Below are 13962 nucleotides of genomic sequence, written 5' to 3' on the forward strand. Positions count from 1 at the left end.
AAAGTTACTGCGAAAACCAGGGAGAGAAGCGCTCAAACACGCTGTCAAAGCAACGCTGTGAAATCAACAAAGTGCTACACAAGAGCGAACGACCAAGTGATTGCCTGTTGAACGGACCGGTACCGTGAACGTTCGTTACTCCAGACAACCCCCGGCTACGCGACCAGGTCGCGACGCCGAGGCGACTGCGAACAATTGGGGCAGATATCGATGACGGGACGAGCACTCTCCTTTACGGCTCCGCGAACGGTCTCCGTCAGGCCTCAATCCGTCCCGGAGCCGGACCCCGAGGAAGTTCGCGTCCGCACCGTTGCATCGGCCATCAGCGCCGGCACCGAGGGGCTGCTCTACCGCGGCGAAGCGCCCGCGGATTTGCCGGCCGACGAGGAACTCGAGTCCCTCGGCGGCGATCTCTCCTTTCCGATTCAGTACGGCTACGCGGCGGTCGGCGAGGTCACCGTCGTCGGCGACGCCGTCGACGACGACTGGTGCGGCCGGACCGTCTTCGCGTACACCCCCCACGAGAGTCACTTCCTCGCCCGACCGACGGACCTGCTCCCGGTCCCCGACGGCGTCTCGGCTCGCGAGGCGACGCTGTTCGCCAACCTCGAGACGGCGGTCACGTTCGTCCTCGACGGCGAACCGCTGCTCGGCGAGCGCGCGGCCGTCTTCGGCCAGGGGACCGTCGGGCTGTTGACGACGGCGCTGCTGGCGCGGAGTTCGCTCGAAACGCTCGTCACGTTCGAGCCGTACGCGAAGCGACGGCGGCTCTCCGAACGGTTCGGTGCGGACCGCTCGGTCGACCCGCGCGACTGCGATCACCGCGAGGTCGTTCGCGACGTCGCCGGCGACAGAACGGACCTCACCTACGAACTCTCGGGCGACCCGGACGCGCTGAACGACGCCATCTCGACGACCGGCTTCGACGGCCGCGTGCTCGTCGGCTCGTGGTACGGGACGAAGCCGACGACGCTCGAACTCGGCGGACGGTTTCACCGCGACCGAATCGAGGTCAGGAGCACGCAGGTGAGTACGATCGATCCGCGCCTCTCCGGTCGCTGGTCTCGCGAGCGCCGTCACGAACTCACCTGGGACTGGCTCGAGCGTCTCGACGTCTCGTCGCTGCTCACCCACGAGATACCGCTTGCCGACGCCGCCGACGCCTACGAGTTGCTCGAAGAACGGCCCGACGAGGCGGTACAGGTGTTGTTGACGTACCAGTAGCTCCTGCACAGTCACACTCGGCACTCGGACTCGAGGAAAAAGCGGAGACGTCTCACGAACTGCAGGGAAGGGCGGGAACTTAGCCGTCCGCCGTCGTATCGAGCCCCATGTACGCGGTCTCCGTCTCACGAACCGTCATCGCACAGCACTTCCTGACGGTTCCCGATCCGGGGCCGGAAGGCGAGCGCCACTCCCACAAGTTCACGATCGAGGCGACCGTCCGCGGTCCCGAACTGAACGAGTACGAGTACCTCGTCGATATCGACGCGCTGGCGGCGGCGATGGACGATCTCGCCGAATTCTACCGCGATCGCACGCTCAACGAGCTTCCCGCCTTTGAGGGCGCGAACCCGAGCGCCGAGCGCTTCGCCCGCGTCTTCGGCGACCGCCTGCTCGAGCGCCTCGAGACCGAGGGCGTCACCGAGCTTCGGATCGAGATCGAAGAGGACGACGTGGCCCGCGTGGCCCACGAGCGGACGCTCTAACGAGACCATGTACGTCGGACTCGCGGTCGAAGGCGACATCGAGCAGACGTCGGGCGGGTACCGCTACGACCGGCGGCTCGTCGAGCACCTGGCGGATCGCGGCGACGACGTCGACGTCGTCTCGGTTCCGCGGCGTACCGATTCCGGGAGCGCGGCGGAACCGAAGACGAAGACGAAGATGAAGATGAAGACGAGCGACTCGAACGGACCGACGAACGAGACCACCCACGCGCAACTGAACCGCCCCTACGACGTGCTCTTGCAGGACGCGCTCTGTCACCCGACGCTGCTCAAGCACAACCCGCGGCTCGAGCGCCCGCGGACCATCGTCTCGCTTGTCCACCTCCTGGGGACGGACGACCCGGCGACCGACGACCACGCCGTTCGCGAGCGCGAACGCCGGTACCTCGAGACGGTCGACGGAGTCGTCTGTCCGAGTGCGGACACGCGCGAGCGCGTGACGTCTCTCGTTAGCGTGCCGGTGGGAGAGCTTCCGACGGCCGTCGCCCCACCGGCTGGCCGTCACGAGGGGGCCGCCCTGTCGGCCGCGGCTGTCGGCGAGCGCGCTCGAGTCTCGCCGTTCCGGATCGCGTTCGTCGGAAACGTCGTCCCGCGAAAGAACCTCGAGACGCTCCTCGAGGCGCTCGCCGACGCCGGCCCATCCCTCGGCGACTGGCGCCTGACCGTTGTCGGCAGCCTCGAGGTCGATTCCGACTACGCCGAGACGGTTCGCGAGCACGCGGCGAGGCGCGGCGTAGACGACTGCACCAGCTTCGAGGGCCGCGTCGCGACCGACCGCCTCGAGTCGATCCTCGAGCGCGCACACGTCCTCGTGTTGCCCTCGCGCTACGAGAGTTTCGGCATGGTCGCGCTGGAGGCCATGGAGTACGGCGTCGTCCCGATCGCGAGCGGCGTCGGCGGCGCCGACGAGTTCGTCGCGGACGGACGCAACGGCGCCGTCGTCGATCCGACCGATTCGGACGCGGTCGCCGCTCGACTCGAGCGCCTCGCTTCGGACCGCGATCGGCTCGCGCGCCTCGGGAGGAGGGCGCTGGCGACCGCGGCGGCGCACCCGACCTGGGACGAGACGATGGCGACCGTGCGCGCGTTCTGTCGGCAGCAGCGGTTCCGGGCCGCAAGCGCGTCCGAAGCTGATCGCACGAGCGCGAACGCGGGTTCGGGTGCGGGTGCAAGTGAACGCGTGGACGGAGGCGGAGGTGGCGGTGGCGATAGCGTAGTCGGAGGTGACTCGAGGTGACCGACGCGAAGCTGTCGTTTCTCGAGGCCAAGCGGACCGTCGACGACCGCGCGCTGAACCGGCGGGTGCTCGATCGGTTCGCGGCCGCGCTGGCCGCCCGCGCGGACGCCGCCGACGACGGCGAACCCGTTCGGATCGTCGAGATCGGCGCCGGCGTCGGGACGATGATCCCGCGCCTCGTCGCGCGCGGCGTCCTTCCCGACCGCGTGCACTACCGCGCCGTCGACCGTGATCGGGCCTGTATCGAGCGGGCTCGAGAGCGAGTGCCCGACAGGGTGGCCGCGATAGACGCGGGACCGTCTCGGCTCGAACTCGCGTTCGAGACGGCCGACGCGTTCGCAATCGACGCCCGCGCGGACGCGGTGATCGGCTCTGCCATCCTCGATCTCGTCTCCCTCGAACGGGCGATTCCGGCTGTCGAGGACCTCCTCTCGCCTGAGGGCGTGCTCTACGCGCCGATCACCTTCGACGGCGGGACCGCGTTCGCGCCGTCGGATCCGGAGGACGACTCGCTCGAGCGCCTGTATCACCGGCACATGGACGACGTTCGAGACGGCGGAAGCAGCCGGGCCGGACGCGAACTGCTGGCCGCGCTACCCGAGCGCGACTGGACCGTCCTCGCGGCAGGGGGGTCAGACTGGGTGGTTCGGCCGACGAGCGACGCCGGCGGTGAGGCCGGTGCCGGCGGATACCCCGCGTCGGAGCGGCAGTTTCTCGCCCACCTCCTCGAGACGATCGACGACGCCCTGTCGACGTTCGTGCCCGAGCGGGTGGCTGCCGACGAACTCGATCGATGGCTCGAGCGTCGGCGCGGGGAACTCGAGGACGGGACGCTCGTCGCGGTCGTTCACAACGTCGACGTGTTGGCCCGGGCGCCGCGACGGGCGTAGCCGTCGCTCTCGAGAAGCAGTTTCGGAAAAATCGTCTCGTCCGGCGTCGACGTCCGTTTCCGAGAGCGGAAGCGCTGGGCGGACTTAGGCGTCCGCGCCGAGCGTGTCGTCGTACTCGCCGGCGTCGACTTTCTCCTTGAACTCGCGGGCATCGTCGCCTTCGATGGTAACGCCCATCGAGGCGCAGGTGCCGACGACTTCCTTCGCGGCGTTTTTGGTGTCGTAGGCGAGCAGGTCGGGGTGTTTCTGTTCGGCAATCTGTTTGACCTGATCGACCGACAGATCCGCGACGAAGTCCTCCTGGGGCTCGCCGCTGCCGGTGTCGAAACCGGCTTCGTCCTTGACGAGTTCGGCCGTCGGTGGGACACCGACGTCGATCGAGAACGAGCCGTCGTCCTCGTAGTCGACGGTGACGGGCACTTCGGTGCCGTCGAACGCTTCGGTTTCGTCGTTGATCTGTTGTACGACCGCCTGCACGTCGACGGGCGTCGGTCCGAGCTCGGGACCGAGCGGTGGGCCAGGGTTGGCCTGGCCACCCGGAACGAGCACTTCGATGGTTCCAGCCATACCCGTCACAACCCGTGCGCGAGTTTTAAGGGTTGCTTTTTCGGGCAGTCGGGTCTGTGAGGCTGTGTCGCACCTGACGCGTTCGGCGACCGACGGTCACTCGCCGTCGACGGTCTCGGCTCGCCACTCCGCGAACGACTCGAAGACGGCCGTCTCCTCGAAACGTTCGATACACGGCACGTCGTGGGGGTGCACTTCGAGGACGCGCTCGGCGAGCGCGTCGTAGGCCTCGTCGGTCGTCTTCGCGAGCAGGACGATCTCGTCGTCGTGGTGAATCTCACCCTCCCAGCGATACGTCGACGTCGTCGAGAGTTGATTGACGCAGGCGGCGAGTCGGTCCTCGACGAGCGCTTCGGCGATCTCGTCGGCCGCCGACGGCGGCGTCGTAATGTAGACGGTCGGCATGACGGCGGAGGCTACGCTCGAGACGGTCAAAAGGTCCTCGCCGTCGGGGCGCTCGAGAGGCCGTAAGAGAGACCGGAGAAGACTGCAGTCGCTGGCGTCGCGGGTGTGTCTCGCTGCCGATCGGCGAATCAGTCGGCGTTGACGTTGCCGGTGACGGGACTGAACGCCCCGTTGATGTCCCACTCGTGAATGCAGTGAGGGTTTCCGACCTGCTTTTCGCCGTCGTCGCGGGCGATCTGCCAGGCCTCGAGGTCGTCGTCCCATCGCTCGGTTCGGTCACACCGTTCACAGATGCGAACCGTGGGCGGTTGTACTTGCGCGCTCATTACCGGTTGTGGGAACTGGACGCATATAACACTATTCTTGTGCGGCAACTTCTGCCCGACCAATGTATATCACGATCATAAATTCAAAACTACAATCAGAAAATAACGAAGAGTGTCCAGTTCGGGACGATAGTCCTCGGGAAAGCTGGGGAACGGTCAGAACCGATTGTTGTCGTTTCGGAGTTGCTGCTGGGCGGTAGTCTCGGTGACCGCCGTTCGATCCGTCGAACCGCTCGCGGCACCCATACTCGAGGCGGCAATCGGGAGGACGCCGTTGGGAGAGCGATAGTGCGCGATCAGCGACCACATAACGGCAGTGCCGAACAGTCCGGCCGCTGAAAACGTCATTCCCAGCGAGTAAAACGTCGCGGTGTAGACGACAGCGAGGCCAAACTGGGGGAGACTCGTCCGAAGTGGAATCTGTGCGTTTAGATTCCTGAGCGCGGGGAACAACGCGATGATCGTGAGCAAACTACAGGCGAGAAAGACGAGATCTTGCCAGGTCATACATTGTAAACTCGGCACTGAGTAAATAGTATTTCGGTCGATTCACCGACGCTTCGCGTCGATTTCATCGGCGCATGGGAACGGTTGCCGCGATCGATGCAAAACGACGGTGCAAAACAACGGGATACCGCAGTCTTCTCGGCGCGCTGTGGCAGTCCGAAACCGATTCAACGTGGGACTCGCGCGATTCTCGAGGCCGTCTCAGTAGACGGCGTCTCTGATCTCCTCGCGGAGATCGTCGAACGAGTCCAGGTACGCGCGTCGTTCGGCGCGCAGTTCCGCGGCGGCGTCGTCGTAGTCGTCGACGTGATCGGGAACGTAGTAGTCCTCGATCTCGAGGCCGGGAACGGACTCGGGGATCGTCAGTTCGGTGCGGTCGTCGTCGGTCCACTCGATCGTGTCGCGGGCGGTCTCCGTGAGAATCGTCACCGACTCCTCGACGCCGATGTCCTGGGACTTCTCGCCGAGATAGCCCGTGTTGATGACGTAACACTCGACGTCGAGTTCGTCGATGAGATCCCGGAAGATGTTCCCCTCCTCGCCCTCGGAGCCGATAATGAACGGGTTCGTCCCGACGACGCGGATCGATTCGCCGGCCCGCGAGGGGTCGCCCGCGCTGGTCTCGATCGACTCGCCGAGCATGAAGGCGACGGCCGCCTCCTCGTCGTCGAGTTTCGATACCGGGGGCATCAGCGGGTTGCGCGTGATGAAAAAGACCTGGTCGATCCGGTCTAGGTCGATCTCTTCGTCGGCGCTCTCGAGTTCCTCGCGCTGGACGATCGCCCGAGAGTTCGACGTGTACTCGTCGTCGTCGAAATCGACGGTGCCGTCGTCGTCGACGGCGACGTTCTCGAGGATGGCCGACTCGTCGGTCGCGGCCGCGTACAGTTCGGGCTGTTCGTCCTCGTCGAGACCAATCGTCTTGATGAACAGGCCTTCGCCCTCGCTGCCGGGAACCGAGCCGTCCGGCAGGAGCCCGCAGACGTCGTCCTGAAGCATCTTGGCGTCCTCGGGTTCCTCGAGCCAGCAGCCGTGGGAGGTCAGCGTGGACTTGCCGGTCGCCGAAAGGCCCATGAAGACCTGTCCGACGTCGCGGAGGTCGCCGTCGGCGTCGCGGACGCGAACGCGCTTGCTGCCGGCGTGGAGACCGAGACCGCCCTGTTCTTTGATCCGGTACATGAACAGGCGGAGGAACGACTTCTTGGCCTCGCCGGTGTAGTCGCTGCCGAGCACCGCGGTGAAGCCCTCGTCGGGGAGGACGCGGATCGCGGTCTCGTCGTAGTCGGGGTCCTGGACGGTGTAGAGGTCGGGCTCTCGGCCGTCGGTCGGCTCGAAGAGGTTCGCCCACGCGAGTGCGATGCGGGCGTGGTCGACGGGAACGAAGAGGCGACAGCAGAAGGTGGCGTCCGGATGACGACCCATGAGTCGATCGACACAGAGCATCTCGCGGTCGGCCGCGCGGTCGATCGCGTCGTCGACGAGTCCGTGGTCGTCGGCGGTGAATTCGTCGTCGACGGTGTTTTTCGTCCGATCTGCGCTTCGCGAGCGATACTCGCTGACGTACGACGGCGACCCGAAGGCCGTCGTCGTCTCGTCGTCGGTCGCGAGGTCACGAAGCTCCTCCAGCGACGGATTGTACCGAACGTTCGACGCGGTTTTCGGATCGGGAAGCTGTCGGACCAGCGGACGGGTTTCCGCCCCGGTTTCGGACATATACCTAATGCAGCAACAGCGCGATGTATAAACATGGAGGTTTCTTCTCGCAGTGTGTCACATCATCCCTCACAACGGACAGAGAATTTGCTGTTTACGGATATAGAGTCCTCTTATCGGACAAATTCGCGAATCCGCTATAGCTCTCTGATTTCACACATATGGCCGAGAAGGTACTCGAATCGAAAATAATTCTGTTACTCATCAGTTCGCGAACTGCTGTCGCGGTGTCCCCAAATTTGTGTGTTGGTTCGGCGGGTCCGTCTCGCTGAGATCGATCGCGGGTGGCGGTGAAGATCTCCCGAACGGTCGGATTCGAAGAATTGTGGAACTCGTCTGGCAATATTCTCATAATATGAGTATTATTATATGCGACATATGGATTGAATATCCAGAAACACACCGGTGGTACACTAACATTTAATATGAACTTTCAGTTAGGGTGCGTCTGTGACAAACATACTCAAACGAACGGCAGAACGATTGAGCGTCGGCGTCGAGAAGTACATGCCACACTCGTTCGTTTTCGCGATTATCCTCACGTTCATCGCGTGTGGGGCTGCACTCCTGTTGACGCCGACCGGCCCCGGTGACGTAGTCATCGAGTGGAACAACGAGTTCTGGGGCTTCCTCGAGTTCGCGATGCAACTCGTTATCATCATCGTGACGGGATACGGGATCGCTTCCGCGCCCGTGACGAGACGGGCGATCAATCGGTTGGTTCGCGTTCCGAACACGCCCCTGCAAGCGTATCTCTCGATCGCATTTTTCGGGTTCTTCGTTACCCTCGTCCACTGGGGACTTGGGCTGGTGACCGTGTCCCTCTATACGATCTTCCTGGGGAAAGAACGGGACGACGTCGATTTCGGGTTCTCGGTTGCGATGGCGTACGCCGCCGCGACGGTCGGTTCTGCCGGTTCAATCTCGCAGACGGCCCCGCTGTTGGTGAACACGCCGGGCCACTTCATGGAGGACCAGATCGGCCGAATACCACTCAACGAGACGATATTTAGTTTGTTCCACCTGTCGATCGTCTGGGGCGTATTTGTCGTCCTGCTCGTCATCATCTACTTCATTTACCCGACCCAGGAGAACACCGAACCGCTTCCCGATGCGAAAGTAGACGAACTGCTCCCGGAATATCAGACGGATTTCGATTCGACGACGCTCGCGGGTCGCTTCAACGACTCCCGCGTCTTCAATCTCGGGATCGTCCTGCTCGGCGGTTCCATCTCCGTCTGGTTGATCGCCACCCAGGGCGCATTCGAGATGCTGGAACTCAATACGATGAACCTGATCTTCCTCACGATCGGGATCGCCCTGCACGGGAACGTCGTTAGCTACGCTAAGGCGATAACTGACGGCGCGGAGCGCTGCGGGCAGGTGATCCTTCAGTTCCCGTTCTACGGCGGTATCCAGGGGATTTTGATCGGAACCGGGCTCACAGCGGTTCTCGTCGACTCCATAACCGCTGTCTCCTCGGCGGAGACGTTCCCCTTCTTCACCTGGCTGATGACGGGAATCGTCAACGTGTTCGTTCCGTCGGGCGGCGGCCAGTACATCGTCACCGCGGAAGTCATCCACCCCGTCGCCGAGAGCATGGGCGTCTCACACGCGGCCATCGTCTCGGCCTACACCGTCGGTGACGTCTGGACGAACCTGCTCAATCCGTTCTGGGCGCTGCCCGTTCTCGGGATCGTCGGCTTGCAGGTTCGCGACATCTGGGGATACGTGATCATGGTGTTGATCAGTTACGGGGTGATCGCCGGCAGTATCACACTGCTCTTCCCGCTACTCGGACTCGTCTGAACCCGTCACTCGGTGACGACGACCGTTCCGATCATGCCGCCTTTGACGTGCGGTTCGCAGATGTAGAGATACTCGCCAGGGACCTCGAACGTGTGTTCGTACGTTTCGCGGGTTCCCAGTCGGCCGCCTCGGTACTCGTGCCAGGCGTCGATCGCGGTCTCTTCGTCCTCGTAGTCGCCGGAGGCGAAGTACTCCGCGTCGTCCGGAATGGAATTTTCGCGCGCCGTTACGGTGTGGTCAGCGCCGCTCGTATTCTTCCAGACGACCGTCTCACCGACACTCGCCTCGTACTCTTCGGGGATAAACTCGTTTCTGGTCATCCCGATGTCGCACTCGTCGCCGCTACACGGGTCGTCGTCCTCGAAAGCGCTTCGGACGGTCGAACAGCCCGCCAGTCCGGCGGAAATCGTGGTTCCGACGGCGGCGAGATAGACGCGCCGGTTCATACGGGCGGCTTGGGAGTATCCGGATATAACCGCCCCGGTTCGGTCTTCGAAAGTGAGAATCGTCCGCGACCGCAGCGAACCGAACGGCACGCCGCGTACTGACGGCGCGCGAAACCGCGTCTCGGCGAACGCGTGTCGACGAAACGAAAACACGTAAGGTCACTCCCCGTCGACTCCGCGAGTATGCTCCCCCGGTTCGTCGGCCGACTGGGAATCGCCGACGCGGTCACCATCGCCAACGCGTCGCTGGGGTTCGTCGCCGTCGTCACCGCGTTCGTCGATATCGAACTCGCCGCCCGACTCATCCTGCTGGCGGCGATCGCCGACGGCCTCGACGGGATCCTCGCCCGCCGATACGGCGGCACCGACGCTGGCCCCTATCTCGACTCGCTCGCCGACGTCGCCTCCTTTGCGATCGCCCCCGCGGTCCTCGCGTTCGTCGTCGTCACCGACGGCCCCAACGGTCTCGAGATCGGCTACGACGCCGTCACCGCCGAGTTGGTCCTCGTGACGGCCATTTGCGCGCTGTTCGTCGCGATGGCCGTCACGCGACTGGGCATGTACACGGCCTACGACGTCGAGGGCGATTACACCGAGGGAATACAGACGACGCTCGCGGCGACGATCCTCGGGGCGGCGATTCTCGCCGGCGAAACCAACCCGTGGCTCGTCCTCGCGATAACGGGCGCGTTCTGTTACCTGATGGTCTCGCGCATCGAGTATCCCGACTTGCTCGTCCGCGACGCCGGCATCATGGGGGTCGTCCACGCGCTCGCGATCCTGGTCCCCAACGTCGCCGGTCGAACCTTCCCGTACGCACTCCTGACGCTCGGGATCGCGTACATGCTTCTCAGCCCGTGGGTCTACTGGGGCGAACGCGAACGGCGCACAGATGCCGAAGCGCATGGAAACGCTTAGGGCGCTCCTGAAACGACCGTTACGTATGAACACTGCCACGCGTCGGCGTTATCTCCCGGTTCGAATCCAGGTGGTACCATGAGCGATGACGAGGCAGCCGACAACGGTACAGAAGAGACGGCAGACGGCGAATCCGAACCCGAACCCGTCGATCTCGAGGCCATTCGCGAGGCCCTCGCGGAGTTCGAGGGCGACGTCGACTCCCTCGAGTCGGATCTCGAGGCGGCCGAAACCGAGGACGATCTGGACGTCGTCGAGGAAGATATCGCGGCCGTCCGCGACGACCTCGAGACGATCGAGATTCCGGAGCCGCCGGAGCCCGACGAGGACGAGGAAGAAGACGACGAGGAAGACCAGATCACGCCCGAAGAAGAGCTTCAGGAGCGCTCCGACGAGATCGAGTCCGACCTCGACGACCTCGAGTCCGACCTCGAGGACCAGCGCGGACCCTACGGCGAGGACGTCGTCAGCGAACTCAACGGCGCCAGCGGAACGATCACCGGCACCCGCTGGACCGAGGAGGGTCGCGCCGAACTGATCGAGGTCGTCGACGACTTCCTCGACGACCTGAACGACCTGCTCGGAACGTCGGTCACGCTGAGCAACCAGGGCGAGGACGTGCCCGACCAACTCGACGCAACCCTCGACTCGGCCGTCGACGCCGTCGAGGACGCCGACCTCGACGCCGACGACGACGCCGAGACGATCGCCGGCCTGCTCGAGGCCGCCGACGACCTCGAGTCCGGGATCGACGACTCGACGGAGTGGACGGATCTCGAGATCCGCGAACAGCTCCGCCGCGAGGGCTACTACGACGTCCTCGATCACGTCAAGGACTTCCCGCCGGAGTGGCACGCGCTGAAGGTCCACGAGAAACGCGGCAACGTCGACATGATCTTGCTCGCACTCGAGACGTTCGACTCCGACTACATGGAAGAACACTGTATGGAGGCCCTCCAGCGAATGGGGCCGGAGGAGGCCACCGACGCGATGCTCCAGAAGGCAAACCGCCGCGACCAGGCCGCGATGCGCGTCCTCGGAACGATCGGCGTCGAAGACGAGGAGGTCGTCGAGACGCTCGTCGACTACGTCGACACGAACCCCGACCTCCAGAAGCCGGCGTTTCGAGCGCTCGGCGAGATCGGCGCCGAGGAGGCCGTCGAACCGCTCGCCCAGCAGTTGGTCGACGACACCGCAGACGTCCGAAGCTGGGCCGCACGCGCGCTCGGCCTGATCGGCGACACTCGCGCGATCGACCCGCTCGCGGACGTGCTGGCCGACGACGAGGTCGACCGCGTCCGCGCCAGCGCCGCGTGGGCGCTCAACCAGATCGGCACCGAAGACGCCCTCGAGATCGTCGCCGAGTACGCCGACGACCGCGCCTACCTCGTCCAGACCGAAGCCGAGAAGGCGACGATCGAGCCCGCAGCCTAAGGTTCTCGACGGCCCCGCTCGCCCGCCCGCTTCTGTACTCGCAATCGCGTTTTCGCTACTCACCAGCATCGACCACGCGGTTTCGGCCGAGGGTTTACATACCAGTACGCGGCCAGACGGACCGATGGATCAGCGGCTGTCCGTCGGCCTCGCGCTCGTCGTGCTCGCCGTCCTCGCGGGCGGAACGGCAGCACCCAGCGCCGAGTCCCTGTCTCCCGACGCGGCCGACTCGAGCGACGCGCCCGTCGATCCACCGCCGCTCGAGTCGGCACCGACCTGTCCCGTCGAGACGGTCGGCTCGGCGACCGCGGCCGACGAGAACGAAACGGCATCGCCGACGACCGCGTCGGACGTGCGAAACGACCCTGCGCCGGCGCCACGGATCGTCGAGCTGTACCCGAATCCGACGACCGATGGCAACGTCGGCGAGTACCTCGTCCTCGAGACGCCACCCGAGACCACCCTCGAAAACTGGACGGTAACCGACGGCCACACGACCGCGGCGTTGCCGAACGAGACCGTCTCGGGCCGACTCGCGTTGAGTCTGGATCCGGACGTCACCGCCGACCTGACCGACGATCCCGTCTCCGTACTCGAGGGACACCTGCGACTCGCCGCCGACGGCGACACCCTCGAACTTCGAAACGGCTCGACGACGGTCGATACGGTTACCTACGATCGTGCGCCGCAGGCCGAACGCTGGTACCGAACCGAAGCCGACGACAGAGCCGTCGATCCCGACAGCGCACCCGTCCGGGGCGACTGGCACCCCCGCGGCGCAACGTGTCTCCCCGTTTCGAACGTCGACGTCGACGAGGCGACGGCGTTCGTCCTCCCCGACAGCCCCGACGTTCCCCGAGAAACGATCCGCGAGGCCGACGACCGACTCCTGCTCGCGGGGTATACGATCACGTCCGACGCGATCGCCGACGACCTCGTCGCGGCTGCCGATCGGGGCGTCGACGTCAGGGTCCTCCTCGAGTCGGGGCCCGTCGGCGGGACGCCCGCGGCGACCGAAGACGTACTCGACGCGCTCGCGGACGGCGGCGTCGACGTCCGCGCGATCGGTGGAGAGGGGTCCCGGTATCGGTACCACCACCCGAAGTACGCCGTCGCCGACGACGCGGCGTTGATCACCAGCGAGAACTGGAAGCCCTCGGGCGTCGGCGGCGAATCGAGCCGCGGCTGGGGAGTCGTCCTCGAGGACGAGCGAGTCGCGAACGACCTGGGCGACGTGTTCGAAGCCGACTACGCGGGTCCCGACACCCACTCGAGCGAGTCCTTTCGAACGAATGCGACCTTCGTCGACGATAGCGACGGACTCGAGACGCCACCGCCGTCGTTTTCGACCGAACACGAGTCGACCACGCTTCCCGTCGACGGCGTCGAACTTCTGCTCGCACCGGACAACGCCGAACCTCGGCTGACTGACCTGCTCGCCGCCGCCGAGGACGAACTCCTCGTCAAACAGGCCAGCGTCGCGGACGACACCGCCGTCCTCGAGGAGACGCTCGAGGCCGCCCGTCGCGGCGTCGACGTCCGACTCCTGCTCGATTCGTCGTGGTACCACGACGACGAGAACGAGGCGCTGGCGCGGGATCTCGAGCGAATCGCGGACGACGAATCGCTGTCGCTTGCGGTTCGTCTCGTCGACGACACCGATCGCTTCGAGAAGATCCACGCCAAGGGCGCGGTGATCGACGGCGAGGTCGCCGTCGTCGGCAGCGCCAACTGGAACGATAACGCCTTCGAGAACAATCGCGAGGTGCTCGTTGCGCTGTACGGAACCGAGATCGCAGCCTACTACGCGGCCGTCTTCGAGGCCGACTGGACGGGCGACGACGATCGGTGGACGCTTCCGTTCGGACTCAGTGCAACCGTCGTCGTCGCACTGGCACTCGCCGCTGTCGTCGGTCGACGCTACGTGCGGTTCGGCGACCCTACTCCCGCTGAACGCGACCGATAGCAACGCGAGACGAA

General features: G+C 64.9%; 14 protein-coding genes. 8 read left to right on the forward strand and 6 right to left on the reverse strand.

The features are described 5' to 3' along the window. Window positions 1–210 precede the first annotated feature (210 nt). From C493_RS01755 to C493_RS01770, 4 genes are all read left to right on the forward strand, one after another. Window positions 211–1224: a zinc-dependent alcohol dehydrogenase gene (locus tag C493_RS01755; protein ID WP_007257670.1), complete on the forward strand. Its 1014-nt coding sequence runs from the start codon at window positions 211–213 to the stop codon at window positions 1222–1224. Between the two features lie 107 nt (window positions 1225–1331). Further along, entirely contained in the window at window positions 1332–1709 is a 378-nt protein-coding gene (locus C493_RS01760) for a 6-pyruvoyl trahydropterin synthase family protein (RefSeq protein WP_007257671.1), read from the forward strand. Window positions 1710–1716: 7 nt separating this feature from the next. Then, window positions 1717–2967, forward strand: a complete 1251-nt coding sequence (locus C493_RS01765; RefSeq protein WP_007257672.1) for a glycosyltransferase family 4 protein — start codon at window positions 1717–1719, stop codon at window positions 2965–2967. Next, window positions 2964–3857, forward strand: a complete 894-nt coding sequence (locus tag C493_RS01770; RefSeq protein ID WP_007257673.1) for a class I SAM-dependent methyltransferase — start codon at window positions 2964–2966, stop codon at window positions 3855–3857. The genes C493_RS01765 and C493_RS01770 overlap by 4 nt, the downstream gene beginning before the upstream one ends. A gap of 84 nt (window positions 3858–3941) precedes the next feature. On the opposite strand, the gene C493_RS01775 is transcribed toward C493_RS01770, so the two are convergent. The 5 genes from C493_RS01775 to C493_RS01795 form a co-directional block, all read right to left on the reverse strand. Beyond that, a complete protein-coding gene (locus tag C493_RS01775; RefSeq protein WP_007257674.1) occupies window positions 3942–4424 on the reverse strand; it encodes a 50S ribosomal protein L11 in 483 nt (160 codons plus the stop codon). 96 nt (window positions 4425–4520) lie between these two features. Further along, window positions 4521–4829 carry a divalent-cation tolerance protein CutA gene (cutA, locus tag C493_RS01780; RefSeq protein ID WP_007257675.1) on the reverse strand — a complete coding sequence of 103 codons (309 nt, stop codon included), beginning with the start codon at window positions 4827–4829 and terminating at the stop codon, window positions 4521–4523. Between the two features lie 128 nt (window positions 4830–4957). After that, window positions 4958–5155, reverse strand: a complete 198-nt coding sequence (locus C493_RS01785; protein ID WP_007257676.1) for an HEWD family protein — start codon at window positions 5153–5155, stop codon at window positions 4958–4960. A 156-nt stretch (window positions 5156–5311) separates the two neighbouring features. Continuing rightward, a complete protein-coding gene (locus tag C493_RS01790; protein ID WP_007257677.1) occupies window positions 5312–5662 on the reverse strand; it encodes a hypothetical protein in 351 nt (116 codons plus the stop codon). Window positions 5663–5863: 201 nt separating this feature from the next. Beyond that, window positions 5864–7375 carry a phosphoenolpyruvate carboxykinase (ATP) gene (locus C493_RS01795; protein ID WP_007257678.1) on the reverse strand — a complete coding sequence of 504 codons (1512 nt, stop codon included), beginning with the start codon at window positions 7373–7375 and terminating at the stop codon, window positions 5864–5866. A gap of 450 nt (window positions 7376–7825) precedes the next feature. Between C493_RS01795 and C493_RS01800 the strand changes: the two genes are divergently transcribed. After that, window positions 7826–9184 carry a short-chain fatty acid transporter gene (locus C493_RS01800; protein WP_152421077.1) on the forward strand — a complete coding sequence of 453 codons (1359 nt, stop codon included), beginning with the start codon at window positions 7826–7828 and terminating at the stop codon, window positions 9182–9184. A 5-nt stretch (window positions 9185–9189) separates the two neighbouring features. Here C493_RS01800 and C493_RS01805 read toward each other — a convergent pair whose 3' ends face one another. Beyond that, window positions 9190–9630, reverse strand: coding sequence for a cupredoxin domain-containing protein (locus C493_RS01805; RefSeq protein WP_049889078.1), 441 nt, complete (start codon window positions 9628–9630; stop codon window positions 9190–9192). A gap of 183 nt (window positions 9631–9813) precedes the next feature. Between C493_RS01805 and C493_RS01810 the strand changes: the two genes are divergently transcribed. The 3 genes from C493_RS01810 (at window position 9814) to C493_RS01820 (ending at window position 13948) form a co-directional block, all read left to right on the forward strand. After that, window positions 9814–10548 (forward strand): protein sorting system archaetidylserine synthase, encoded by a 735-nt coding sequence (locus C493_RS01810; RefSeq protein WP_007257681.1) that lies wholly within the window; start codon window positions 9814–9816, stop codon window positions 10546–10548. Window positions 10549–10626: 78 nt separating this feature from the next. Continuing rightward, window positions 10627–11982: a HEAT repeat domain-containing protein gene (locus C493_RS01815; RefSeq protein ID WP_007257682.1), complete on the forward strand. Its 1356-nt coding sequence runs from the start codon at window positions 10627–10629 to the stop codon at window positions 11980–11982. 124 nt (window positions 11983–12106) lie between these two features. Next, on the forward strand, window positions 12107–13948 hold the full coding sequence (locus tag C493_RS01820) for a phospholipase D-like domain-containing protein (RefSeq protein ID WP_007257683.1): 1842 nt from the start codon (window positions 12107–12109) through the stop codon (window positions 13946–13948). The last annotated feature ends 14 nt before the right edge of the window (window positions 13949–13962 follow it).

It is taken from the genome of Natronolimnohabitans innermongolicus JCM 12255, assembly GCF_000337215.1.
Lineage (GTDB): Archaea > Halobacteriota > Halobacteria > Halobacteriales > Natrialbaceae > Natronolimnohabitans > Natronolimnohabitans innermongolicus.